Source organism: Streptomyces sp. SID5469 (assembly GCF_009862865.1).
GTDB lineage: Bacteria > Actinomycetota > Actinomycetes > Streptomycetales > Streptomycetaceae > Streptomyces > Streptomyces avermitilis.
In genome coordinates, this window is record NZ_WWIN01000001.1 from 3,275,830 (window position 1) to 3,300,202 (window position 24,373).

A 24,373-nucleotide genomic window follows, 5' to 3' on the forward strand; every position below is an offset into this window, starting at 1 on the left:
GGTCGTCGGGGACCCGTCGCCGGTCCGCGGGGCGGGCCTCGTGGCGTCCGGAGCGTGCGCTCGCAAGGCGCGGGGAGGTCCGCGACGAGGCCCGCGAAGGGAGTCCCCCCGGTCCTTGCACCTTGGCGGAGGAGCTGCCGGGCCGTTCCCGCAGCACGGCGAGCGTGTGCGCCAGGCGACGCGAGGCAGGCAGAAATGCGAGTACAGGGCCTAAGATGGCGCGCCCCGGCCATCCCCTCGCGGTCGCCTCCTCCCGGGACCGCCCGACCCCGCGCCGTCGCCCGTCCCCCCACCAACGGCGCTGCGACGATGGACTCCCAGACCTCACAGTCATCCCAGGCATCCCAGTCACCGCATACGTTCCAGGTCGACCTGCGCGGCCTCGTGGACCTCCTCTCCCATCACCTCTACTCCAGTCCGAAGGTCTATCTGCGCGAGCTGTTGCAGAACGCCGTGGACGCGATCACCGCCCGCCGGACCGAGCAGCCCGAAGCGCCCGCGCGGGTGCGCTTGTACGCGGAGGGCGGCACCCTGCGTGTGGAGGACTCCGGCGTGGGGCTCACCGAGTCCGACGTGCACAGCCTCCTCGCGACGATCGGCCGCAGTTCCAAGCGGGACGACGGCCTCCAGGAGGCCCGCTCCGACTTTCTCGGGCAGTTCGGCATCGGACTGCTGGCGTGCTTCGTGGTCGCCGAGCGCATCCGGGTCGTGAGCCGCAGCGCGCGTACGCCCGACGCGGCGCCCGTGGAGTGGACGGCGGCCGACGACGGCTCGTACACCGTGCGGACGCTGCCGCACGAGGCGCGCCCCGAGCCCGGTACCACCGTGCACCTGGTGGCACGGGCCGGGGCCGCCGACTGGCTGTCCGCGGAGCGGGTCCTGTCGCTGGCGCGGGACTTCGGGTCGCTGCTGCCGTACGACGTCCGGGTGGGCGACGAGGCGATCACCGATCTGCCGGCGCCCTGGGACCGCTCGTACCCGAGCCCCACCACCCGCAGGGTGGCGCTGGCGCGGCACTGCCACGACCTGTTCGGCTTCACGCCCCTGGACTCGATCGAGCTGAACGTGCCGCTCGCCGGGATCCGGGGCGTGGCGTACGTGCTGCCGTCCGCGGTCAGCCCCGCCCAGCGCGCGAGCCACCGTGTGCACCTGAAGGGCATGCTGCTCACCGAGCGCGCCGAACAGCTGCTGCCCGACTGGGCGTTCTTCGTGCGCTGCGTCCTGGACACGGACAGTCTGCGCCCCACGGCCTCGCGCGAGTCGCTGTACGAGGACGAGACGCTGGCGGCGGTGCGGGAGGCGCTGGGCGAGCGGATACGGGCCTGGCTTACGGGTCTCGCGGCCGGTGACCCGGATCGTCTGGCGGCCTTCCTCTCCGTGCACTACCTGGGCGTGAAGTCCCTGGCGCGGCACGACAAGGAGATGCTGCGCACGATGCTGCCGTGGCTCCCCTTCGAGACGACCGACGGGCGGCTGTCCCTGGAGGAGTTCGCGCAGCGGCACCCGGTGGTGCACTTCACGCGGACCGTGGAGGAGTACCGCCAGGTCGCGCCGATCGCGTCCGCGCAGGGCGTCGGGGTCGTCAACGGCGGCTACACGTACGACAGCGAGCTGGTGGAGGCGCTGCCCTCGGTCCGCCCGGGAACGGTGGTGGCCGAGCTGGACGCCGACACGGTCACCGCCCACCTGGACGCGGTCGACCCGGCCGAGGAGCTGGCGCTGTCCGGCTTCCTGTCCGCGGCCCGCGCCAAGCTCGATCCCCTGGGCTGCGACGTGGTCCTGCGTTCCTTCCACCCGCTGTCCGTGCCGGCGCTGCACCTGGACGACCGGGCGGCCCGTCACGAGCAGGCCCGCGCGGAGGCCGAGGAGCAGGCGGACGACCTGTGGGCCGGCATCCTCGGCTCCCTGCGGGGCAGTGCCCCACGCGCGCGTCTGGTGCTCAACCACCTCAACCCGCTGATCCGGCGGATCAGTTCCCTGGACGACCGGGAGCTGATCGGCACGGCCACGGAGTCCCTGTACGGACAGGCCCTGCTGATGGCCCAGCGCCCGCTGCGCCCGGCCGACTCCGCGCTCCTCAACCGCGCTTTCATAGGCCTCCTCGAATGGGCCACCCACCCCAGCTTCCCGGAGGACGGTGCCCGATGAGCCAGACCATGGACTTCGACACGCTGCGCCGGGCGATGGCGGACAACTACGAGCAGCCGGAGGGCCCCGCCCGCAACGCGCGCGCGGAGCAGCTGCTCACCGAGGCGGAGAAGCTGAACATCCCGCTCGCCGTGATCGAGGCGCTCGGGCACCAGCTGAAGGTCTACAACTACAGCTCCGAGAAGGACAAGATGTTCGTCCCCTTCGCGCGTCTGCTGCGCATGTGGGACGAGCGGCCCGAGGACTTCGACGAGTACGAGATCCACTCGCTGCACTGGGTCTTCAAGTGGATGTCGGCGGGCATGCTGGGCCAGCCGCACATCCCGCTCGCCTCCATAGAGAAGTGGCTCGGCGAGATGGAGCACCGCTACCGTCTGGCCGGCCACTCCGAACGAGCGGTGCGCAGCGCCGAGTTCAGCGTCGCGAACCACATCGGGGACCTGGCGCGCGCCGAACGGGCGTACGCCGCCTGGCTGGCCGCCGACCGGGACAGCATGGCCGACTGCCACGCGTGCGAGCTGCACGACCAGGGCTGGTGGCAGGCGCGCAAGGGCGCGGACGCCGACGCCCTGGAGGTGTGGCGCCCGGTCGTGGAGGGCGAGTACGTGTGCGCCCACGAGCCGCACGCGATCCTCGCCTCCTCCCTGGTGCCGCTGTTGCGCCTGGGCCGCCTGGACGAGGCGCGGGCGCACCACCTGCGTGGCTTCAGGCTGATCCGCCCGATGGAGAGCATGCGCGGTGCGTACGCGGACCACGTGGAGTTCTGCGCGCTCTCCGGCAACGAGGCACGCGCCCTCGAACTCCTGGCCGAGCGGCCCGCCTACTTCACGGACTCCGGAGAGCCGCGCAGCAAGCTGGACTTCATGGCCGTGGTGGCCCTGCTGATGGACCGGCTCGTCGAACTGGGCCTCGGCGAGCAGACGGTCCCCGGTCCGGCCGGCCGTGTGTGGAGCGCGCGCGAACTCGCCGCCCACGCGCGCGCGGAGGCGCTCGCGCTGGCCGCCCGTTTCGACGAGCGCAACGGCACGGCCCACGTCAGCGAGCGCGCCCGCGAGCGGATGGACCGGCGCCCGCTGGTGGACCGGCTGCCGCTGGGCGTGCGCTCGACGCGCCCGGCACCGACGGCGCCCCGGCCGCCGGCCGCCCCGGACTCCGCCCCGGCCCCGGCCGTGGAACGGGATCTGCGGGACGTACTGGCCGAGGCACGCGGCCGCTCGGACGCGCTGCGCCCGGACGCCATGGACGCGTGGGCGGCGGTGGCACGCGCCGCCGGGGACCACGAGCTGGACGCCCGCGACCGCGCGGAGATCGCCGACCACGAGGCGATGAGCCGCGGCCCGGAGGGCGCCCCGCTCTTCGAACGGGCGGCCGAGCTGTACGCGGAGGCGGGCGACCCCGGGGAGGCGCTCGCGGCACGCGCGCGTGGAGCGTACGTACGCGCCCTGACGGGGCACTCCGACGACGCGCTGCGGACGATCAACGACCTGCACCGGCAGGTCCGCGCCCTGTTCGCAAAGGACGGGACCGGGGTGCGGCAGACGGCGGCCGTGCTGGTGGGACGGGCGCGCATTCTGGTGCACCGGGTGCATGAGACGGAGGGCGCGGGCACGACCGTGGCCGCCGCCGAGGAGGCCGTACGGGAGCTGCTGGAGTTCGCCGAGCCGCACATCGCACAGGTGCGGCTGGCCTCGCGGGCCGCCGAGGCGCGGGCGATGCTCGGGGAGCTGGCGGCACTCACCGGGGACGCGATGACGGCGGCGGAGCTGCTGGCTCAGGCGGCGGAAGGTTTCCTCGCCGCCGGGCTGCCGTGGTTCGCGGTGGAATACGAGGCGCGGCTCGCCGGGATCGCCCGGGAGCTCGGCGACGCGGTGGAGGCGGAGCGGGCGGCGCGCTCGGCGCTGGAGCACGGTGTGGAGTACCTGGAGCCGGCGGGACAGGCGCAACTGCATCTCCAGCTGGCCGAAGTGCTGGGCACGACGGGGCAGTTCGGTCCCGCCGCGGAGCACGCCCTGGAGGCGGCGCACTGGGCCGACGAGGCGGGCGAGGGCCCGACGTTCGGCGCCTGGGCACGGCACCAGCTGGGTGGTTTCCTCCTCCAGCAGGGGCGGTGGGCCGAGGCGGCGGAGGTGCTGGAGTCCGCGCTGCCCGATCTGACCGCCGAGACGCACGGCGACGGGGCGCTCGTGCAGACCCAGTGGTGGCTCGGCGACTGCCACACCGAGCTGGGGGAGCACCGGGAGGCCGCGGAGCGCTGGCTGCGGGCCGCGGAGATCGCCCGGCACTGGCCGGAGCAGCGTGACCACGCGATGCTGGCGCATCTGGCCGCGGAGGCCCTCGGCCACGCGGGCCTGCCGGCCGAGGCGGACCGGGCGTACACGCGGGCCGGTGACCTCTGGCGCGACCTGGGCAACGTCCACGGCCTGGCACGTGCCCTGCGCGCCCGCGCCTGGCTCGCGGCGCGGGAGGAGGACGAACTCGACCCGGCGCGGGAGCTGATGGCGCAGGCGGTGCGGGAGTGCGAGGCGGCGCTGGAGGGCGCCACCGAGGGCGAGGACGGCGCGCGGGAGCGACTCGTCGCCGAACTCGGCCACACCCACCGGCAGTTCGGCGACCTCGTCGCACGGTCGGTGCAGGACGGGGACCGGGGCGCCGACTTCCAGGGGGCGTTCGAGGAGGCGCTGGGCCACGTCACGCGGGCGGTCGCGGTGTTCGCACCGCTCGGCGCGAGCGCGCTCGACCTGCGTACGGGCGCGGAACTGGCGGCGGGCTGGCTGGAGGCCGACCTCCACCGCCCCGCCGAGGCGACCGCACGCGCGCGTGCGGTCCTCGCGGCCTACGCGAACCGGCAGGAGGCGGACGACGAGACAGCACGGGCGCGGTGCGCGGAGGCGGACCGGATGCTGGAGCTGCTGGGGACGCGGACGGGACAGTGACCCGGGTCGCCGGGTGCCTGTCGCACGGACGGGCACCCGGCACACAGCAGCTCCTGGCCCTTTGCCCCCTGCTCCACGGCCCTTACGTCCCTAACGGCCCTCACGGCCCTCACGGCCCGCACGGCCCGCACGGCCCGCACGGCAGGGCCCTTACTCCACGCCGATCAGCAGCAACGGCCCCTGACGGCCGCCCCGGTACACCACCGTGTCGACCGCCAGGTAGGACTCCCGTACCCGGGATTCCAGATGCGCCGCGATCGACTCCGGAGCCTCGTCGCCGAGCACCAGCGTGACCATCTCGCCGCCCGCCGCGAGCATGCGGTCGAGAATGATCTCCGCCGTCTCCGTGACGTCGGAGCCGATCACCGCCACGTCGTCCTCGATCAGGCCGAGGACGTCCCCGGCCTGGCAGATGCCCGCCATCGTCCAGGACTGCCGTTCCGCGACGGCGACTTCGGCGTAGCGGGTCGCTCCCGCCGCCGACGTCATCGCCACCACGTCCTCGTCGAAGCGCCGCTCCGGCTCGTGCACGGCGAGCGCCGCGATGCCCTGCACCGCCGAGCGGGTCGGGATCAGCGCGACCCGCACCCCTTCCGTCCGCGCCTGCTCCGCGGCCGCCGCGGCCGTGTGGCGCAGCTCCGCGTCGTTCGGCAGCAGGACCACCTCGCGCGCGTGCGCCCGCCGCACCGCGTCCACCAGCTCTCCGCTCACCGGTGGCTCCCCGGCCCGCGCCAGCACGGTGGTCGCCCCGGCCTCCGCGTACAGCCCGGCCAGCCCCTCCCCCGGCACCACGGCCACCACGGCCCGCTGAGCCGGTTCCCGCGGCGGTCGCCCGGCGCCGCCGGTGTGCACGTCCCCGGCCGCGAAGTGGGTGATCCGGATCCGGTACGGCCGTCCCGCCTCGACCCCGGCCTCGACGGCGGCACCGGCGTCGTCGACGTGCACGTGGACGTTCCACAGGCCGTCCCCGCCGACCACCACGAGCGACTCCCCCAGCCCGTCGAGCCGGGACCGCAGCCGGCCCACGGCCGCGTCATCGGCTTCGAGCAGATAGATCACCTCGAACGCGGGCCCGCCCTCCGCCGGGGGTCCGTCCCCGCACTCCCCCGCGTCGGGACGCCCCGCCGCGGCCTCGTCGTCCACGCGCGCGTGGACGACGGCCCCCGAGGCTCCCGGCGCCTCCCCCGTGAAGGTCTGCACCAGAGCCGCCAGCACCGCCACCAGCCCCCGCCCGCCCGCGTCCACGACCCCGGCACGCCGCAGCACGGCCAGCTGACCGGGTGTCGCCGCCAGCGCCGCACAGGCACCCTCGTACGCCGCGCGCGCGACCGACCCGCAGCCGTCCTCGGCCCCGGTGGCCGCGTCGGCGGCGGCCGAGGCGACGGTGAGGACGGTGCCTTCCACGGGGTGCGCGACGGCCTCGCGCGCGGAGTCGGCCGCGTGCCGCAGCGCGAGCCGCAGGCCCTGCCCGTCGGTGTGCGCGGTCTCACTGTCGGCGGCGAGCACCTGGGCCATACCGCGCAGCAGCTGCGCGAGGATCGTCCCGGAGTTCCCGCGGGCGCCAATCAGCGCACCGTGCGCCATGGCCTGGACCGCGTCGGCGAGCGTCGGCCGCCCCGGCCCGGCGGAAGCGGCGTCGGATGTCCCGCCCACGGCGCCCATGGCGTCGTGCCCGGCGAAGACCGCCTCGACCGCCGTGGCCGCCGACTCCACGGTCAGATAGAGGTTCGTCCCGGTGTCCCCGTCGGCCACGGGATAGACGTTGATGGCGTCGATCTCCGCCCGCGCCCGCCCCAGCGCCTGAAGCGCGAGACCGCACCAGGTGCGCACCGCGAGAGCATCGAATGTCTGCGGCACCTGCGGCACCTGCGCCTCCTTGAGCTGCTGGACTGGACGCAGCGTAGACCCAGAGCGGGGCCGTTCCGGAAGAGGGCCGCAAGAGCGCCGCGAGACCGCCGGGGCGAGGGCCGTGACGAAGCCGCTGGCAAGGGCGCGGGCCGGCCGCGGTCAAGGGCCGGGACGAGAGCGAAGGGGGCCCGGAGGAGGGGCCGCCGGGGTGGTCCGGCTCCGGGGCCCAGGTCGGAGCCCCTCGCAGCCATGGTAGTTTCGTTCCACGGACGCAGTCGTTGTATGCTGCTCCGGTTGCCCGATCTGATCGGGCCTTCCCCCTGGCACCGCCACTCAGATCCTCCGATCTCGATTCCGGCATGCCGGGATCAACCGTAAGTGCATCTGAAGTCTTTGGAGTGACCCGTGGCTGCCAACTGCGACGTCTGCGGCAAGGGGCCGGGCTTCGGCAACAACATCTCGCACTCCCACCGCCGTACGCCCCGTCGCTGGAACCCGAACATCCAGCGTGTGCGTACCGTGGTGGGCGGGACGCCGAAGCGCGTGAACGCTTGCACCTCGTGCATCAAGGCCGGCAAGGTCTCGCGCTGACGTTTCTTTAGCGCGCGGCCACTGCTGGTTCGCTGCTCAAAGCCGGTCCACTCGTGGACCGGCTTTTTGCTGTGCCGACATACGGCCGAGCCGCGTCCACCCCGGAAACCCGGGGCCGGACGCGGCTCGACGGCACTCCCTACTCGATGTCCCCGAAGTGGTCCCAGCCCCCCTTGCTGGACCACGGCGCCCCGTCCACGGTGACCTGCGGCAGCGCCGACGGGTTGAGGACCTCGCCGATCACCTTCCAGCGGGCGGGCAGCTTCACGTCCGGCGGGAAGGTCGCCACGATCGCGTGGTCCTCGCCGCCGGTCAGCACCCACTGGATGGGGTCGACCCCGACGGCCTGGCCGATGTCGTTCATCTGGGTCGGGATGTCGATGGCGCCGGAGCGGATGTCGATCCGGACCTTGCTCGCCTCGGCGATGTGCCCCAGGTCGGCGATCAGCCCGTCGCTCACGTCACACATCGCCGTCGCGCCGAGCCCGGCGGCCGCGGGACCGGCGTGATACGGCGGCTCGGGGCGCCGGTGCGCCTCGACGAACGCGCGCGGCGAACGGAAGCCGCGCGAGAGCACCGCGTGCCCGGCCGCGGACCAGCCCAGCCAGCCGGTCACGGCGACCACGTCGCCGGGCTGCGCCCCGCCCCGCGTCACCGGCTCGTGATTACGCAGATCGCCGAGCGCGGTGATCGCCACGGTGATCGTGTCCCCGCGCACCACATCCCCGCCGACCACGGCCGCGCCCGCGACCTGGCACTCGTCACGCAGGCCGTCCATCAGCTCGGACGGCCAGGTGGCGGGAAGTTCCGCGGGTACGACCAGACCGAGCAGCAGCGCGGTCGGTACGGCGCCCATGGCGGCGATGTCCGCGAGGTTCTGCGCCGCCGCCTTGCGTCCGACGTCGTACGCCGTGGACCAGTCGCGGCGGAAATGCCGGCCCTCCAGGAGGATGTCGGTGCTCGCCACCACCCTGCGGTCGGGCGCGGCTACCACCGCGGCGTCGTCGCCGGGGCCGACCCGGACCGCCGGAGTGGTGGTCAGGCGCGAGGTGAGCTCTCGGATGAGCCCGAACTCCCCCAACTCGCCAACGGTGCCCTTCATTGTCGTATTGCCCCTTCTATACCTGTCTGCGCTGTACCTGTCCGCGCTGCGGCTTGCGTGCCGTCGTCGGTGCGGTCGCGAGCCGTCGATGTCCTCGGTACGGTCGAGTCGACCGTCAACTTGTGTCGCCCGGATCTTCCGGCGTGCACGCCACAGCCCCCGCGGGTCTCCCCGCAGCGAGCGACGACGCGATACCGTGGCGTTCCTTTTCCCCACATGATCCTCGTGGCCGCCCTGGAGGTTCCGTGGTACAGGCGTACATCCTGATCCAGACGGAGGTCGGCAAAGCGTCGACCGTCGCCGAGACGATCAGCAAGATCCCGGGGGTGATCCAGGCCGAGGACGTGACAGGACCGTACGACGTCATCGTGCGGGCCCAGGCCGAGACGGTCGATGAACTCGGCCGCATGGTCGTCGCGAAGATCCAGCAAGTGGACGGCATCACCCGTACCCTGACCTGCCCGGTGGTGCACCTGTAGCCCCCGTCTACCCTTGGCCGGTGGACTTCTCCCGTCACCGGCCCAACACTTTCTTCGGGCTGCCCGTGCTCGCACTGCTGATCGCCGCCACGGGCTGCTCCTCGGCAGACGACAACGCCTCGGCCACGGTTCCCAGCCCGGACGCGAAGGTCACCGAGCTGTGCCAGAACCTGGACAAGGTGCTGCCGAAGAAGGTGGACGGCCTCGAGCGGAAAGATCCCGAGCCCCGGTCCGCGCTGACCGCGGGCTGGGGAAGCCCGGCGATCATACTGCGCTGCGGTGTGGAACGGCCCGCCGAGATGCTCGACCCGAAGGCGTCCACCACCGAGGTGAACGGCGTGGGCTGGCTGGTGCGGGAGCACGACGACGGCTCCTACGTCTTCACCACCAGCCTGCGCAGGGCATATGTCGAGGTCCGGCTCTCCGCGGAGCAGGCGAAGAACGGCGCCGGTTCGCTCGTCGACCTCGCGAAGCCCATCAAGAAGGCGATCCCCGAAGGGATCGCCGACTGACGTACGGGTGGACGACTAACGCAAGCCCGTCGAACGCCGCAGCGCCGCCTCCACCAGACGGTCGACCAGCTCCGGGTAGGCGATACCGCTCGCCTGCCACATCTGCGGGTACATCGAGATCGGCGTGAAGCCGGGCATCGTGTTGATCTCGTTGATCACGAAATCGCCGTCCTCCGTGAGGAAGAAGTCCGCGCGCACCAGGCCCTCGCAGGAGGTGGCCTCGAAGGCCTCCACGGCGAGCCGCCGCACCTCGGCGGTCTCCTCCGGCGTCAGCGGCGCCGGCACGATGCCGGGCGTGGAGTCGATGTACTTCGCCTCGAAGTCGTAGTACGCGTGCGACTGGGCCGGGGGGATCTCGGCGGGGACCGAGGCACGCGGCCCGTCCTCGAACTCCAGGACCCCGCACTCGATCTCGCGGCCGCGCAGCAGCGCCTCCACGATGATCTTCGGGTCGTGCCGCTGTGCCTCCGCGACCGCCTCGTCGAGGCCGGCGAGGTCGTCGACCTTGGTGATGCCGATCGAGGAACCCGCGCGTGCGGGCTTCACGAACAACGGCCAGCCGTGCTCACCCGCGAAGTCGACGATCTTCCTGCGGGCGGCGGACTCGTCGCGCTCCCATTCGCGCGGCCGGATCACCACGTACGGGCCGACCTTCAGCCCGAAGGAGGTGAACACCCGCTTCATGTACTCCTTGTCCTGGCCGACCGCCGAGGCGAGGACGCCCGCGCCGACGTACGGGACGCCGGACAGCTCCAGGAGGCCCTGGAGGGTGCCGTCCTCGCCGTACGGGCCGTGCAGCACGGGAAAGACCACGTCGACCTCGCCCAGCGCCTTGGGGACCGATCCCGGCTCGCTGTAGACGACTTCGCGGTTGGCCGGGTCGACGGGCAGGATGACCCCGCCCTCGTTCGACTCGGCGAGTTCCTCGACGCTGGGCGTACGGCGGTCGGTGATCGCCATCCGCTCCGGCTCGTCGGCGGTGAGCGCCCAGCGGCCGTCCCGGGTGATGCCGATCGGCAGGACGTCGTACTTCGTCCGGTCGATGGCGCGCAGGACGGCGCCGGCGGTGACCACGGAGATCCCGTGTTCGGAGCTGCGACCGCCGAATACGACGGCCACACGCGGCTTGCGAGGCGGCTGCTCGGGGCTCTGGGGGAGGTTCTCGGTGCTCATATCGCGTTGAGAGTACCCGCTGGTACGGCGGTGAGTCAGCGCCCCACGGCGGCCGTTGTCCAGCATCGCGCGGACGGTCGCTCAGCGTCGTACCGGCCGTTGCGGAGCGTCGCGCACGACCGGTCGCTCGCGGTCGCTCAGCGCCGCTCCGGCTTCGCGCTGCGCGACATCAGCTCCTTGAGGGCGACGACCGGCGGCTTGCCCTCGTGGACGATGCCGACGACCGTCTCCGTGATCGGCATGTCGACGCCGTGTCTGCGGGCCAGATCCAGCACGGACTCACAGGACTTGACGCCCTCGGCGGTCTGCTTGGTGACCGCGATGGTCTCCTGGAGGGTCATGCCCCTGCCGAGGTTGGTGCCGAAGGTGTGGTTGCGCGAGAGCGGCGAGGAACAGGTCGCCACCAGGTCGCCCAGGCCCGCGAGACCGGAGAACGTCAGCGGGTCCGCGCCCATGACCAGGCCGAGCCGGGTGGTCTCCGCGAGTCCCCGCGTGATGAGCGAGCCCTTGGCGTTGTCGCCCAGGCCCATGCCGTCCGCGATGCCGACGGCGAGCCCGATCACGTTCTTGACCGCGCCGCCGAGTTCGCAGCCGACCACGTCGGTGTTGGTGTACGGGCGGAAGTACGGCGTGTGGCAGGCGGCCTGGAGGCGCTGGGCGACGGCTTCGTTGGCACAGGCGACCACGGCGGCGGCCGGCATGCGGGCGGCGATCTCCCGGGCGAGGTTGGGCCCGGTGACCACGGCGATACGGTCCGCGCCGACCTTGGCGACGTCCTCGACGACCTCGCTCATCCGCATCGCGGAGCCGAGTTCGACGCCCTTCATGAGGGAGACGAGGACCGTGTCGGGTGCGAGCAGCGGCACCCATTCGGCGAGGTTCCCGCGCAGGGTCTGCGAGGGGACGGCGAGCACGGTGAAGTCGGCGGCGCGCGCGGCCTCGGCGGGGTCGGTGGTGGCCCGCAGGTTCTCCGGGAGTTCGACGCCCGGCAGGTAGTCCGGGTTCGTACGCGTGGAGTTGACCGCGTCGGCGAGTTCGGCGCGGCGCGCCCACAGGGTGACGTCGCAGCCCGCGTCGGCGAGCACCATGCCGAAGGCCGTACCCCACGATCCGGTCCCGAAGACGGCTGCCTTGACCGGCGTGCTCACGTGCTCTGCTCCTCTTCCTGCTGTGCCCTCTGTTGCGCTTTCTGCTGCGCCTGCGCTCTTTCGTAGGCCGCGGTCCGCCGGCGCTGTTCGATGCGCACCTGGCGCGGGTCGTAGGGCCTCTCGGGCGCCTTCTCGCCGCGGATCTCCTCGAGCTGCGCGGTGACGGCCGCCATGATGACCTCGGTCGCCTCCTTCAGGAGGTCCGGGCTCATCTCCCGGTCGTAGAAGCGCGTGAGGTCCACCGGCGGGCCCGCGAGCACGCGGTGGGTCTTGCGCGGAAGGAGGTTGGGCTTCTTGGCATACGGCGGCAGCAACTCGTTGGCGCCCCACTGGGCGACCGGAATCACCGGGCACTTGGTCTGCAGAGCGACGCGGGCGGCACCGGTCTTGCCGGTCATCGGCCAGCCGTCGGGGTCGCGGGTGAGGGTGCCCTCGGGGTAGAAGGCGACGCATTCGCCGCGCTCCACGGCGTCGATCGCGGCCCGGAAGGCGCTCAGCGCATCGGTGCTCTCGCGGTACACGGGGATCTGCCCGGTGCCCCGCATCGCGGCCCCCACGAATCCCTTCTTGAAAAGCCCGGCCTTCGCCAGGAATCGCGGAACCCGCCCGGTGTTGTACTGATAGTGGGCATACGCGAAGGGGTCGACGTGGGAATTGTGGTTGACCGCGGTGATAAATCCGCCCTCGACCGGAATGTTCTCCATTCCGCGCCAGTCCCGCTTGATCAGAACCACCAGTGGCGGTTTGCAGAGGACCGCTGCGAAGCGGTACCAGAAGCTGATTCTGCGGCGGGGCACGCGGACACCTTCCTCTAGGGCCTGGGGGGCCGCACAAGTGTCGCCCCAGGCCGCCTGTCTGTCGAGAACACCGTACGCCCCGGCACCGTGCGCCCCATGGGGGCCGGGTCACAATGGGCGCGACAAGGGAGGGACGGAGCGCTCGTGCAGTGGACCTTGGTCGTACCCCTCAAAGCCCTGGCGCGGGCCAAGAGCAGGCTTGCGGACACCGCCGGGGACGGACTGCGCCCCGGACTCGCCCTCGCCTTCGCGCAGGACACCGTGGCGGCCGCGCTCGCCAGCGCCGCGGTCCGCGATGTGGCGGTCGTCACGGGCGATCCGGTCGCCGGACGCGAGCTGGCCGCGCTCGGGGCCAGGATCGTCGCCGACGAACCGGCGGGCGGGCTGAACGCCGCGCTGGCGCACGCGGCCGCGGTCGTACGCTCCGGGCGCCCCGACAGCGGCGTCGCGGCCCTGAACGCCGATCTGCCCGCGCTGCGCCCCGCGGAATTGGCCCGGGTACTGGAAGCGGCCGTCGAATTCCCGCGCGCTTTCCTCCCGGATGCCGCCGCAATCGGTACGACTTTGCTGGCCGCCGCTCCGGGTCGCGAATTGCTCCCCGCTTTCGGTACCGATTCCCGGGCCCGTCATCGCGCCTCGGGGGCCGTGGAACTCGGTCTGGGCGGGGTGAACTCCGTACGCCAGGACGTGGACACCGGCGCCGACCTGCGCGCGGCGCTGGCACTGGGGGTGGGCCCGCGCACGGCAGCGGCGGCGGCCCGGCTGCTGATCCCGGGCCCCCAGGGGGATCGATAGGCTGCCACCATGCAGGCGACCGCGTACACGTACGACTCCGAGACCCGCAGCGGCCAGGTGCTGCTCGACGACGGCACCCCCCTGCCCTTCGACGGCCCCGCGTTCGACGCGGGCGGGCTGCGGCTGCTGCGCCCGGGGCAGCGCGTGCGGATCGAGGTGGACGGCGAGGGCGACGCCCGGCGCATCACCCTGGTGACCCTGCAGACGTTCTGAACGTCCCCGGACACGCCGCGGGCCGGGCTCCCGAGGGGAGCCCGGCCCGGCGCGTGAGTGCCCTGTGCCCTTGCCTGCCTTGCTGTCTAGCGGGCGGTGGCCTTCTTGGCGGTGGTCTTGCGCGCTGTCGACTTCTTGGCGGGGGCCTTCTTGGCCGTCGCCTTCTTCGCCGGGGCCTTCTTGGCCGTCGCCTTCTTGGCGGTGGTCTTCTTGGCCGCGGCCTTCTTGGCGCCCGCCGTGGTCTTCTTGGCGGTCGTCTTCTTCGCCGTCGCCGTGGTCTTCTTGGCGGCGGGCGCGGCCTTCTTGGCCGTGGTCTTCTTGGCGGTGGTCTTCTTCGCGGCCGCCGTCGCCTTCTTGGCGGTGGTCTTCTTGGCCGCGGCCTTCTTGACCGTGGCCGAAGCGGCGCCGGTCAGGCTGCCCTTGGGCGCCTTCTTGACCGAGACCTCACCACCGCGCGGGAGCTTCTTCGACCCGCTCACCAGGTCCTTGAAGCCCTGGCCGGCGCGGAAGCGCGGCACGGAGGTCTTCTTGACCCGAACGCGCTCCCCGGTCTGCGGGTTGCGGGCGTAGCGGGCCGGACGGTCCACCTTCTCGAAGGAACCGAAGCCGGTGACCGAAACCCGGTCCCCGCCGACCACCGCGCGGACGATGGCGTCCAGTACGGCGTCGACCGCGTCGGCGGCCTGCTGACGGCCGCCGACCTTGTCCGCGATCGCTTCTACGAGCTGCGCCTTGTTCACGTCTTCCCCTTCGGAGACCTTGCCAGAACGTAAGTGTTCAAGCGTTTTCGCACGTTAGGCAGATATATACCGCAAATCAAACACGAAACGGGCTAATCACCCTTGTGCCGCAACGAACTCGGCAGTCTCGGACTTGTTCAGCGTTCCTCTTCGGGGATTCGACCCTCGTCGAGGTCGGTCATGAACCGCTCCAGACGCCTTGTCGCATCGGCGAGATCGTGTTTGGCCACGGCCGTAATGACCAGCAGCTTCCGGGTCAGCGCCATCCGTACGCCCTCCGGGACTTGCAGTGCGCGCACTGTTGTGTGCGCTTCCTTGAGTTGGGCCGCGACTGCCGTATAGAGCTCGAGTTGGCCGTCGTGTTCCATGCACAGATTGTGCCATCTGGGGCGAGTTGTCGCCTGCGCAGGGGGCAACTACCGCCTCAAACGGCCTTCCGGGCACCTGCCGAAGCCGCGATGTCAAGACTCGGGTACCCGGCCAACACCCCTTGTAACGTGGGAAGTTGGCAGCCCGATCGAGGCGTGCGGGGCGGTTCGGACGCAGACATGGCTGTACCCCCAACCGTCCACGATTGGGGGTACAGACAGGGGTTGCGGGTGGCCGAAACCAGTCGTCGGAAGGCCCGTCGACGGGCCTTCCGACGGCCCGGGGATCAGACCTGGAGCGTCCGCGGCTTGTGCGACGGCCGCTTGGCCTCGTACGTCGCGATGTCGCCCTCGTTCTGGAGGGTGATGGAGATGTCGTCCAGGCCGTTCAGCAGCCGCCAACGGGCGTTCTCGTCGAGCTCGAAGGCCGCCGTGATGCCCTCGGCGCGCACCTCACGGGCCTCCAGGTCGACCGTGACCTCGGCCTGCGGGTCCTTTTCGGTGAGTTCCCACAGCGCGTCCACGATCTTCTGCTCCAGAACCACTGTGAGCAGGCCGTTCTTGAGCGAGTTGCCGCGGAAGATGTCGGCGAAGCGCGAGGAGATGACGGCCTTGAAGCCGTAGTTCTGGAGCGCCCACACGGCGTGCTCGCGCGAGGAACCCGTACCGAAGTCGGGGCCGGCGACCAGGACCGTGGCACCCGTGCGCTCGGGCCGGTTGAGGATGAAGGACTCGTCCTTGCGCCAGGCCTCGAACAGCCCGTCCTCGAAACCGTCCCTGGTGACCTTCTTGAGCCAGTGGGCGGGGATGATCTGGTCGGTGTCGACGTTGCTGCGGCGCAGCGGGACGGCCCGGCCGGTGTGCGTGGTGAATGCTTCCATGGCTTCTCAGACTCCAGCGGGCGTACGGGCGGCGTTCTCGTCGGCCAGGTCGGCCGGGGAGGCCAGGTGGCCGAGCACGGCGGTGGCGGCGGCGACCTGCGGCGACACCAGGTGCGTACGGCCGCCCTTGCCCTGCCTGCCTTCGAAGTTGCGGTTGGAGGTGGACGCGGAGCGCTCACCGGGGGCCAGCTGGTCGGGGTTCATGCCCAGACACATCGAGCAGCCCGCGTGCCGCCATTCGGCGCCGGCCTCCTTGAAGACCACGTCCAGGCCCTCGGAGACGGCCTGGAGACCGACCCGCGCCGAGCCGGGGACGATCAGCATCCGTACGCCGTCGGCGACTTTGCGGCCCTCGACGATCGCGGCGGCCGCACGCAGGTCCTCGATGCGGCCGTTGGTGCACGAACCTACGAAGACGGTGTCGACCTTGATGTCGCGCAGCGGCTGCCCGGCGGTCAACCCCATGTATTCCAGGGCCTTTTCGGCGGCGAAGCGCTCCGAAGCGTCCTCGTACGAAGCGGGGTCGGGGACGGACGCCGAAAGCGGCGCGCCCTGGCCGGGGTTGGTGCCCCAGGTGACGAACGGCGACAGCGCGGCGGCGGCGATGACGACCTCGGCGTCGAATTCCGCGTCCTCGTCCGACTTCAGGGTCTTCCAGTACGCGACGGCGGCGTCCCACTCCTCGCCCTCGGGCGCGTGGGCACGGCCCTTGAGGTACGCGAAGGTGGTCTCGTCGGGGGCGATCATGCCCGCGCGGGCGCCGGCCTCGATCGACATGTTGCAGATGGTCATCCGGGCCTCCATCGAGAGCTTCTCGATGGCGGAGCCGCGGTATTCCAGGATGTAGCCCTGGCCGCCGCCGGTACCGATCCTGGCGATGATCGCCAGGATCAGGTCCTTGGCGGTGACGCCGTCGGGCAGCTCGCCGTCGACGGTGATGGCCATGGTCTTGGGGCGGGCCAGCGGCAGCGTCTGGGTGGCCAGCACGTGCTCGACCTGCGAGGTGCCGATGCCGAACGCCAGCGCGCCGAAGGCGCCGTGCGTGGAGGTGTGGGAGTCGCCGCAGACGACCGTGGTGCCGGGCTGGGTCAGGCCCAGCTGCGGGCCGACGACGTGCACGACGCCCTGCTCGACGTCGCCGAGCGAGTGCAGGCGCACGCCGAACTCGGCGCAGTTCTTGCGCAGCGTCTCCAGCTGGGCCCGGGAGACCGGGTCCGCGATGGGCTTGTCGATGTCGAGGGTCGGGGTGTTGTGATCCTCGGTGGCGATGGTGAGGTCGAGACGGCGCACCGGACGCCCCGCCTGGCGCAGACCGTCGAAGGCCTGCGGACTGGTCACCTCGTGCAGCAGGTGCAGATCGATGAAGAGGAGGTCGGGCTCGCCCTCGGCGCGCCGGACGACATGGTCGTCCCAGACCTTCTCCGCGAGTGTCCTACCCATCGCTTTCCCTCCGGCCGGCCTGTGTCGGCGCCGGCCCAACTAGAGATCTTCGGGGCGGCAACGCTCGTACCCCTCGTACCGCGCGTCCGCCGCCGGGCCCGTTGGTCTGCGGGCCGCTGTATCTACCAGGGTGGCGTGTTCCACGCGAAATTGAACTTGCGTTTCACAGAGTGAGACGCGAGTATCGTTGCATGGACAACAGTAGCGGCGTCGGCGTGCTGGACAAGGCGGCCCTTGTCCTGAGCGCCCTGGAGTCCGGCCCGGCCACCCTCGCGGGACTGGTGGCAGCGACCGGACTGGCACGGCCCACGGCACATCGCCTGGCCGTGGCACTTGAACACCACCGCATGGTGGCGCGTGACATGCAGGGCCGTTTCATTCTCGGGCCCCGGCTGGCAGAGCTGGCCGCGGCGGCGGGCGAGGACCGTCTGCTGGCGACGGCGGGCCCGGTGCTCACCCACCTCCGGGACGTCACGGGCGAGAGCGCGCAGCTCTATCGCCGCCAGGGCGACATGCGGATCTGCGTCGCCGCGGCCGAGCGCCTGTCGGGCCTCAGGGACACGGTCCCGGTCGGCTCCACGCTCACCATGAAGGCCGGTTCCTCGGCGCAGATCCTGATGGCCTGGGAGGAGCCGGAGCGCCTGCACCGCGGCCTCCAGGGCGCCCGCTTCACGGCGACGGCCCTGTCGGGCGTACGGCGCCGGGGCTGGGCCCAGTCGATCGGCGAGCGCGAGCCGGGTGTCGCGTCCGTCTCCGCCCCCGTACGCGGCCCTTCCAACCGGGTGGTGGCCGCCGTGTCCGTCTCCGGCCCCATCGAGCGTCTGACCCGCCACCCGGGCCGTATGCACGCCCAGGCGGTCATCGACGCCGCCGGGCGCCTGTCCGAGGCCCTGCGCCGCACGGGCTGACCTGAGCGATCGAGTACGTCATCGGGGGCGGGCCCGCCTCAACGCCGCGGCAGGCCCTCCCCCGGCATCCCCCTCAGGCGGACCGGTGCGCGAACCGGTCCTTCGCCCGCCGCCCCCGCTTCTCGACGGGCAGCACCCCGTGCGCGGCCGCAAGCCCGAAGGGCGGCATGTCCGCGTAGATCGACTCGTACGACCCCTCGGGCGCGACATACGTCTCGTGCCACAGCCCCACGTGCCCGCGCGCCTTTCCCGCGCGCTCCTTGCGGTTGATGATCGCCCAGGCCCGGTGGTGGAACATGTCGGGTGACGTCGCGTACGCGTAGAGCTTCTCTTTGGACTCCCAGTACTGGACCACGTAGTAGGTCCGCGGTGAGGCCGTCAGCAGCACATGGCCGAGCAGTCCGCGGCTCCGGTCCCGCGTCAGCTCGCGCAGCATGCGCGGCATCGCGAGGAAGACCGGCAGCCACTGGTGCACGGCCCAGAGGTGGTTGATGCGCATGCCGATCAGCAGCACGACCACGTCCCCCTCGGCGGCTGCGGTGGTGCGGCCCGCGACGGGCTTGGCGAACATGGCGGCCCCCTGTGTTGGTGAAGGGCACTATCCAAGGCCCCGTGCTTGGATAGTGACGCTAACCAAGGAAGGGCGCAAGAGATGCGGCTGGCCGAGTTGAGCGAGCGGAGCGGTGTACCCCTCGCGACGATCAAGTACTACCTGCGCGAAGGCCTGTTGGCGCCGGGCCGGCGCATCAGCGCGACCACCGCCGAGTACGACGAGGGCCATCTGCGCCGGCTGCGCCTGGTCCGGGCGCTGATTCAGGTCGGCCGGGTCCCGGTGGCGACGGCCCGGGAGGTCCTGGGGCACGTCGACGACGACTCCCTCGGCCGCACGATCCGGCTGGGAGCGGCCCTGTGGGCGCTGCCGCAGGTTCCGGAGCCGGACGAGGAGGACGAGAACGTCCGGGCCGCGCAGCACGAGGTGGATCAGCTCCTGCGGACGCTGGACTGGACGACCGCCCAGAACCTGAGCAGCATCTCTCCCGCGCATCGTTCGCTGGTCGTGGCCGTGGCCACACTCAGGCGGCTCGGCTACGCCTGGGACGCCGAACTGATGGCGCCGTACGCCCAGTTGATGCATCAGGCGGCCGTCCGGGACCTGGACTTCGTGGAGACCCATCCGTCGGAGGCCGAGAAGGTCGAGACCGCGGTCGCGGCGGCGATCCTCTTCGAACCGGTGCTGCGCGCGTTGCACCGGCTGGCGCAGGAGGAGGAGTCGGCGCGGCGGTACGGCATCGAGTGAGCGGGAACGGCGAAGGCCCCCCACCGAAGTGGAGGGCCTTCGCCTCACGTACCCCCGACCGGATTCGAACCGGCGCTACCGCCTTGAGAGGGCGGCGTGCTAGGCCGCTACACAACGGGGGCAAGGACCACGAGTGATCCAGCTGGGCTACCAGGACTCGAACCTAGAACAACGGAACCAGAAACCGTCGTGTTGCCAATTACACCATAGCCCAATGGTGGTCTAGACCACCGAGTACCCCCGACCGGATTCGAACCGGCGCTACCGCCTTGAGAGGGCGGCGTGCTAGGCCGCTACACAACGGGGGCCCTAGCGATCCTGCATGAGAGTCAGCGGGTGCGACCCGGACTGCCCCCCTGGGAAGGATCTGTACCCCCGACCGGATTCGAACCGGCGCTACCGCCTTGAGAGGGCGGCGTGCTAGGCCGCTACACAACGGGGGCCTTGCAGAGTTGGTTCTCTGCGATGCAGATAAGCTCTGCGAGCTGGCCTACCAGGACTCGAACCTAGACTAACGGAACCAGAAACCGTCGTGCTGCCAATTACACCATAGGCCACTGAAACGCAATCCCTTGCGGGGATCTTGTTTTAGCTTGCGCCTCCGGTTTCCGGCCTTTCGGCCCGCTCCCCGGCGGCGCAGAAAGAACATTACCCGAAGGTGGACGGCACTCCAAAACGGGTATCCGCGCCGAGGACGGCGGGGAGTTCGGCCAGCGACGCGATCCGGTGCGGGCCGGTGGACGCGACGGCGGTGGCGGTGTGAGCGCCGTCGCGGTCGATCCAGACGGAGAGCAGTCCGGCCTCGGCGGCGCCGCGGCCGTCGATCTCCGGGTGGTCCCCGACGTACGCGACCTGGTGCGGCGGCAGCCCGAGCGCGTCGCAGGCCGCGTGGAAGGCCTCCGCGGCGGGCTTGGAGACGCCGAGCTCGGCCGCGCACAGGACGGCTTCGAAGCGGTGGTGCACGCCGAGGACCCGGAGCTTGCGGTCCTGGACGTGGAGGCTCGAGTTGGACAGGACCGCGTGCCGGTGACTGGCGGCGAGGGCGTCCAGGACGGGCAGTACGTCCGGGAAGAGGGCCCAGGCGGCCTCGTAGTACGCGACGTAGCGCTGGAACCAGTCGTCGGCCTCGGTGTCGGTCAGCGGCTGCCCGAGGAACACCCGGACGCGTTCGCGGCGCTGGCCCTCCCAGTCGGTCTCTCCCGCCGAGAACCTCAGCCACTGCTGGTCGGTGACCTCCCGCCAGCGTGCCAGGGCCTGCTCGACGGACTCGTATCCGTCGAGCAGGCCCTCGGCCGCCAGATGTTCGCGCATCCCGGCTCGGTCCGCGGCGCCGTAGTCGAAGATCGTGTCGTCGATGTCCCAGACCACGGCGCTGATGTCCATGAGCCGACGGTAACCCGGGGGTGGGCGCCGCGTCGGCCGGTTGACGGCAGTCGTGCCGGTCAGGGTCAGGCCGGGGCCCTGGGCGTCGTCCTGGTCGGCGGTGCGCAGCACGGTCGCCGTCCGCGTGGTCGCCGTACCCGTGGGGAAGTCGGTGAGCAGTGGTTCGTGCGTGCCGCGGTTCTCGCGGATCAGACAGCCGTCGGCGAGGCGGTCCCGGCCGGCCGGGACCGTGAGGGGACGGTTCGTGGCGCGGTCGTGGACGCCGGCGGGTCCAAAGGCGCCGCAGGACCGGTACAGCCAGGTGTTGACGGCCTGGGTGGCGCTGGGCGTGCGGGGCGCGCCGGTGGCGACGCGGGCCCGGCCGGCACGGCGCACGACAGCGCCGCGGCCCCGCTGAGGCAAGCCTTCGTGAACGGGTCACCGCTCCAGGAGCGGCAGTTCGCTGGAGGGGGGAACTCCGGATGACGGCTCGGAGCATACGAAGGGGGCGGCGTCCGGACCGGACGCCGCCCCCTTCGTGCCTGCGCTGTGCGGCTACGCCGTCAGCTTCGCCAGTGCCGCGTCGACGCGGGCCAGCGTCTTCTCCTTGCCCAGGATCTCCAGGGACTCGAAGAGCGGCAGGCCGACCGTGCGGCCGGTGACGGCGACGCGGACCGGGGCCTGCGCCTTGCCGAGCTTGAGGCCGTGCTCCTCGCCCGCCGCCAGGACGGCTTCCTTCAGGGACTCCGGAGACGTCCAGTCGGCCGCCTCCAGCTTCTCCCGGGCCGTGCGCAGCAGTGCGTCCGAGCCCTCCTTCATGGCCTTCGTCCAGGACGCCTCGTCGAAGACCGGCTCCGGCAGGAACAGGAAGTCGACGTTGTCGGTGATCTCGGAGAGGACCTTGAGGCGGGACTGCGCGTACGGCGCGATGACCTGCCACTTCGCCTCGTCGAAGTCCTCGGGCGCCCAGTTGGCGAACGGGGCCTTCAGCCACGGCCGGCAGCGCTCGGTGAAGTCCTTCACATCGAGCAGCCGGATGTGGTCGGCGTTGATCGCCTCGCACTTCTTCAGGTCGAAGCGGGCCGGGTTGGGGTTCACGTCCTTGACGTCGAAGGCGGCGACCATCTCGTCGATCGTGAAGATGTCGCGGTCCGCCGAGAGCGACCAGCCAAGGAGAGAGAGGTAGTTGAGCAGGCCCTCCGGGAGGAAGCCGCGCTCCCGGTAGAGGTTCAGCGAGGCCTGCGGGTCACGCTTGGAGAGCTTCTTGTTGCCCTCGCCCATGACGTACGGCAGGTGGCCGAACTCCGGCACGGACTTCGCGATGCCCAGCTCGATCAGCGCCCGGTAGAGGGCGACCTGGCGGGGAGTGGAGGAGAGCAGGTCCTCGCCGCGCAGGACGTGGGTGATCTCCATCAGCGCGTCGTCGACCGGGTTGACCAGCGTGTACAGGGGCGCGCCGTTGGCTCGTACGATCCCGTAGTCCGGGACGTTCTCCGGGAGGTACGTGATGTCGCCGCGGACCAGGTCCGTGAAGGTGATCGGCTCGTCGGGCATCCGGAACCGGACGATGGGCGTGCGGCCCTCGGCCTCGTAGGCGGCCTTCTGCTCGGCCGACAGCTCCCGGCAGTGTCCGTCGTAGCCGGACGGCTTGCCGGCGGCGCGGGCGGCGTCGCGGCGGGTGTCCAGCTCCTCCGTCGAGCAGTAGCAGTGGTACGCGTAGCCGCCGTCGAGGAGCTTCTGGGCGACGTCCTTGTAGAGGTCCATCCGCTGCGACTGGCGGTACGGCGCGTGCGGGCCGCCGACGCCGGGGCCCTCGTCCCAGTCGAAGCCCAGCCAGCGCAGCGAGTCCAGAAGCTGCTCGTACGACTCCTCGGAGTCACGGGCCGCGTCGGTGTCCTCGATGCGGAAGACGAAGGTGCCGCCGGTGTGGCGGGCGAACGCCCAGTTGAACAGGGCCGTACGGACCAGGCCCACGTGGGGGTTGCCGGTCGGGGAGGGACAGAAACGTACGCGTGGGGGCACCCCCTCTCCGAGCGGAGTCGAGGACTTGGGGGAGTTCGCGTTAGCCACGCTTGATCACCTTGTTGGTGAGAGTGCCGATGCCTTCGATGGTGACGGCGACCTCGTCGCCGACGTTGAGGGGGCCGACCCCAGCCGGGGTGCCCGTGAGGATCACGTCGCCGGGGAGCAGCGTCATGGCCTCGGTGATGTTGACGATCAGATCCTCGATCGAGTGGATCATCTCGCTGGTGCGGCCGAGCTGCCGCTGTTGCCCGTTGACCGTGAGCTGGATGGTGACGTCGCTCGGGTCGAGGTCCGTCTCCACCCAGGGGCCGAGCGGGCAGGAGCTGTCGAAGCCCTTGGCCCGGGCCCACTGCTTCTCGCGCTTCTGGACGTCACGCGCGGTGATGTCGTTGGCGCAGGTGTAGCCGAGGATGACGTCCTTGACGCGCTCACGCGGTACCTCGCGGCACATGCGGCCGATGACCACCGCCAGCTCGGCCTCGTGGTGCAGCTCGTTCGAGAAGGACGGGTACTGGATCGGGTCGCCGGGGCCGATCACCGAGGTCGACGGCTTGAAGAAGGCGAACGGGGCGTCGGGCACCTCGTTGCCCAGCTCCTTGGCGTGCTCCGCGTAGTTGCGGCCGAAGGCCACGACCTTGTTGGGGAGCACGGGCGGCAGCAGGCGCACCTTGTTGAGGGGAACCTTCGTACCGGAGAGCTCGAAGTCCGCGAACGGGATGCCCTTGATGATGTCGAGGACGAGCTCGTCCGGCTTGTCGCCCTCGACCGCGCCGAAAGCGACGTTGCCGTCGATGGAGAATCTGGCGATGCGCACGGGATCCTTGCGCCCCTCACTGAGCTGGCTGGAGTCTGACGCTCCAGGCTAACGCGGTGGGGGCGGCAGGCTCGCGCATTACCGGCGGGCGCCCTCGGAGCCGTGCGCGATCACGCCCGCCCATTCACAGGGAACACCTTGAGCGGGCGGCGCCCGGTGCGCGTACTACTCCGCGACGGAAGCCGTGACGGGGGCCTCCATCAGGATGGTGCGTCGGGGATTGGCGGTCTGGGTGGGAAGATCGACGGAGTGTTCCGGCTGGTCCGGCGTGTGCAGCTCGTCGGCGTCGGTGAGGTGCGCCAGCGTGGTGCGTCGCGGGTTGGCTATGTTGCGGAACATCGTCGTCGTCTTCACTGGAGTTCGTGACCTCGTCGGTACGGGCGCCGGGCAGGGTCCAAGGACCGCCGCAGAAGCGCAGGTTGTCGGATTCGCCATCCCTGTAAAGCGTCAGGCTAAACATTCAATTCCCTGGCGAAGGCGTGAAGAGGTCATGATCCCCGTGTGAGTTTGCTCACTGACTACTGGGCAAAAGGGTCAATCCGGACCGCCAACTCCTCGCGACGAAACGGACATTGCCCCACTGAAGCGCGCATTCCGCTCCTGATCATGGCGACTGGGACACCCTGCGCACCTCGATGACTCGCCCGCTTATGCCCGATATATATAAGTCCACTTTCTACGTCTCGTGACGCTCCCCTCACAAGGGGTCACGGTCGTCACGGGCTCGCCCATGGGCCTTGTTGGAGATCCGGCACTGTGCTGGAATTCCACGGACCGCCGCGGGATCGAGATCCGGCGC

23 protein-coding genes and 5 tRNA genes are annotated in these 24,373 nt (G+C 71.1%); 9 read left to right on the top strand and 19 right to left on the bottom strand.

Annotated elements, in window-relative coordinates:
* The first annotated feature begins 309 nt into the window (after window positions 1-309).
* Window positions 310-2,148, top strand: a complete 1,839-nt coding sequence (locus tag GTY58_RS13975) for an HSP90 family protein (RefSeq protein WP_010984105.1) — start codon at window positions 310-312, stop codon at window positions 2,146-2,148.
* On the top strand, window positions 2,145-5,081 hold the full coding sequence (locus GTY58_RS13980; protein ID WP_171033192.1) for a tetratricopeptide repeat protein: 2,937 nt from the start codon (window positions 2,145-2,147) through the stop codon (window positions 5,079-5,081). The genes GTY58_RS13975 and GTY58_RS13980 overlap by 4 nt, the downstream gene beginning before the upstream one ends.
* Before the next feature lie 150 nt (window positions 5,082-5,231).
* Here the strand turns inward: GTY58_RS13980 and GTY58_RS13985 are convergent, their stop codons facing one another.
* Window positions 5,232-6,947 (bottom strand): DAK2 domain-containing protein, encoded by a 1,716-nt coding sequence (locus GTY58_RS13985; RefSeq protein ID WP_010984107.1) that lies wholly within the window; start codon window positions 6,945-6,947, stop codon window positions 5,232-5,234.
* 387 nt (window positions 6,948-7,334) lie between these two features.
* Here GTY58_RS13985 and rpmB point away from each other — a divergent pair, with 387 nt between their 5' ends.
* A complete protein-coding gene (rpmB, locus tag GTY58_RS13990) occupies window positions 7,335-7,520 on the top strand; it encodes a 50S ribosomal protein L28 (protein ID WP_004924906.1) in 186 nt (61 codons plus the stop codon).
* 139 nt (window positions 7,521-7,659) lie between these two features.
* Here rpmB and GTY58_RS13995 read toward each other — a convergent pair whose 3' ends face one another.
* On the bottom strand, window positions 7,660-8,622 hold the full coding sequence (locus GTY58_RS13995; RefSeq protein WP_010984108.1) for a thiamine-phosphate kinase: 963 nt from the start codon (window positions 8,620-8,622) through the stop codon (window positions 7,660-7,662).
* A gap of 245 nt (window positions 8,623-8,867) precedes the next feature.
* Between GTY58_RS13995 and GTY58_RS14000 the strand changes: the two genes are divergently transcribed.
* Window positions 8,868-9,101, top strand: a complete 234-nt coding sequence (locus GTY58_RS14000) for an Lrp/AsnC ligand binding domain-containing protein (protein WP_010984109.1) — start codon at window positions 8,868-8,870, stop codon at window positions 9,099-9,101.
* 20 nt (window positions 9,102-9,121) lie between these two features.
* Entirely contained in the window at window positions 9,122-9,613 is a 492-nt protein-coding gene (locus GTY58_RS14005; protein WP_010984110.1) for a DUF3515 domain-containing protein, read from the top strand.
* A gap of 15 nt (window positions 9,614-9,628) precedes the next feature.
* Here the strand turns inward: GTY58_RS14005 and GTY58_RS14010 are convergent, their stop codons facing one another.
* The 3 genes from GTY58_RS14010 to GTY58_RS14020 all read right to left on the bottom strand — a co-directional run bounded on the left by GTY58_RS14010 (window position 9,629) and on the right by GTY58_RS14020 (window position 12,731).
* Window positions 9,629-10,786 (bottom strand): D-alanine--D-alanine ligase family protein, encoded by a 1,158-nt coding sequence (locus GTY58_RS14010; RefSeq protein WP_010984111.1) that lies wholly within the window; start codon window positions 10,784-10,786, stop codon window positions 9,629-9,631.
* Between the two features lie 137 nt (window positions 10,787-10,923).
* Window positions 10,924-11,934, bottom strand: coding sequence for an NAD(P)H-dependent glycerol-3-phosphate dehydrogenase (locus GTY58_RS14015; protein ID WP_010984112.1), 1,011 nt, complete (start codon window positions 11,932-11,934; stop codon window positions 10,924-10,926).
* The gene (locus tag GTY58_RS14020; protein ID WP_010984113.1) at window positions 11,931-12,731 is read right to left on the bottom strand and encodes a lysophospholipid acyltransferase family protein; all 801 of its coding nucleotides are present in this window, start codon (window positions 12,729-12,731) and stop codon (window positions 11,931-11,933) included. Before GTY58_RS14020 ends, GTY58_RS14015 begins: the two co-directional genes overlap by 4 nt.
* A gap of 144 nt (window positions 12,732-12,875) precedes the next feature.
* On the opposite strand from GTY58_RS14020, the gene cofC reads away from it, so the two are divergent.
* Both cofC and GTY58_RS14030 read left to right on the top strand, forming a co-directional pair.
* Entirely contained in the window at window positions 12,876-13,526 is a 651-nt protein-coding gene (gene cofC / locus GTY58_RS14025; protein WP_010984114.1) for a 2-phospho-L-lactate guanylyltransferase, read from the top strand.
* Between the two features lie 9 nt (window positions 13,527-13,535).
* Complete coding sequence (locus GTY58_RS14030) at window positions 13,536-13,739, top strand: hypothetical protein (protein WP_010984115.1); 204 nt, start codon at window positions 13,536-13,538, stop codon at window positions 13,737-13,739.
* 86 nt (window positions 13,740-13,825) lie between these two features.
* Here the strand turns inward: GTY58_RS14030 and GTY58_RS14035 are convergent, their stop codons facing one another.
* The 4 genes from GTY58_RS14035 to leuC form a co-directional block, all read right to left on the bottom strand.
* On the bottom strand, window positions 13,826-14,479 hold the full coding sequence (locus GTY58_RS14035; protein ID WP_010984116.1) for an HU family DNA-binding protein: 654 nt from the start codon (window positions 14,477-14,479) through the stop codon (window positions 13,826-13,828).
* 137 nt (window positions 14,480-14,616) lie between these two features.
* Window positions 14,617-14,847, bottom strand: coding sequence for a hypothetical protein (locus GTY58_RS14040; RefSeq protein WP_037649738.1), 231 nt, complete (start codon window positions 14,845-14,847; stop codon window positions 14,617-14,619).
* A gap of 287 nt (window positions 14,848-15,134) precedes the next feature.
* A complete protein-coding gene (gene leuD, locus GTY58_RS14045) occupies window positions 15,135-15,728 on the bottom strand; it encodes a 3-isopropylmalate dehydratase small subunit (protein WP_010984117.1) in 594 nt (197 codons plus the stop codon).
* A gap of 6 nt (window positions 15,729-15,734) precedes the next feature.
* A complete protein-coding gene (leuC, locus tag GTY58_RS14050; protein WP_010984118.1) occupies window positions 15,735-17,168 on the bottom strand; it encodes a 3-isopropylmalate dehydratase large subunit in 1,434 nt (477 codons plus the stop codon).
* Between the two features lie 191 nt (window positions 17,169-17,359).
* Between leuC and ndgR the strand changes: the two genes are divergently transcribed.
* A complete protein-coding gene (gene ndgR / locus GTY58_RS14055) occupies window positions 17,360-18,076 on the top strand; it encodes an IclR family transcriptional regulator NdgR (RefSeq protein ID WP_010984119.1) in 717 nt (238 codons plus the stop codon).
* Between the two features lie 73 nt (window positions 18,077-18,149).
* On the opposite strand, the gene GTY58_RS14060 is transcribed toward ndgR, so the two are convergent.
* Window positions 18,150-18,647 (bottom strand): DUF4188 domain-containing protein, encoded by a 498-nt coding sequence (locus GTY58_RS14060; RefSeq protein ID WP_010984120.1) that lies wholly within the window; start codon window positions 18,645-18,647, stop codon window positions 18,150-18,152.
* Between the two features lie 81 nt (window positions 18,648-18,728).
* Between GTY58_RS14060 and GTY58_RS14065 the strand changes: the two genes are divergently transcribed.
* Window positions 18,729-19,373, top strand: a complete 645-nt coding sequence (locus GTY58_RS14065) for a MerR family transcriptional regulator (protein WP_010984121.1) — start codon at window positions 18,729-18,731, stop codon at window positions 19,371-19,373.
* A 49-nt stretch (window positions 19,374-19,422) separates the two neighbouring features.
* Here the strand turns inward: GTY58_RS14065 and GTY58_RS14070 are convergent.
* From GTY58_RS14070 to GTY58_RS14110, 9 genes are all read right to left on the bottom strand, one after another.
* Window positions 19,423-19,495: transfer RNA gene (locus GTY58_RS14070), tRNA-Glu, on the bottom strand.
* Window positions 19,496-19,515: 20 nt separating this feature from the next.
* Window positions 19,516-19,587 (bottom strand) — tRNA-Gln (locus GTY58_RS14075).
* A gap of 21 nt (window positions 19,588-19,608) precedes the next feature.
* Window positions 19,609-19,681, bottom strand: a tRNA-Glu gene (locus GTY58_RS14080).
* Window positions 19,682-19,743: 62 nt separating this feature from the next.
* Window positions 19,744-19,816: transfer RNA gene (locus GTY58_RS14085), tRNA-Glu, on the bottom strand.
* Between the two features lie 42 nt (window positions 19,817-19,858).
* Window positions 19,859-19,930: transfer RNA gene (locus GTY58_RS14090), tRNA-Gln, on the bottom strand.
* Window positions 19,931-20,021: 91 nt separating this feature from the next.
* Complete coding sequence (locus GTY58_RS14095; RefSeq protein ID WP_037649795.1) at window positions 20,022-20,756, bottom strand: HAD family hydrolase; 735 nt, start codon at window positions 20,754-20,756, stop codon at window positions 20,022-20,024.
* Window positions 20,757-21,290: 534 nt separating this feature from the next.
* Complete coding sequence (gene gltX / locus GTY58_RS14100) at window positions 21,291-22,805, bottom strand: glutamate--tRNA ligase (RefSeq protein ID WP_010984123.1); 1,515 nt, start codon at window positions 22,803-22,805, stop codon at window positions 21,291-21,293.
* Window positions 22,798-23,574, bottom strand: coding sequence for a fumarylacetoacetate hydrolase family protein (locus tag GTY58_RS14105; protein ID WP_010984124.1), 777 nt, complete (start codon window positions 23,572-23,574; stop codon window positions 22,798-22,800). The genes gltX and GTY58_RS14105 overlap by 8 nt, the downstream gene beginning before the upstream one ends.
* A 165-nt stretch (window positions 23,575-23,739) precedes the next feature.
* Complete coding sequence (locus tag GTY58_RS14110) at window positions 23,740-23,928, bottom strand: hypothetical protein (protein WP_037649747.1); 189 nt, start codon at window positions 23,926-23,928, stop codon at window positions 23,740-23,742.
* Window positions 23,929-24,373 lie beyond the last annotated feature (445 nt).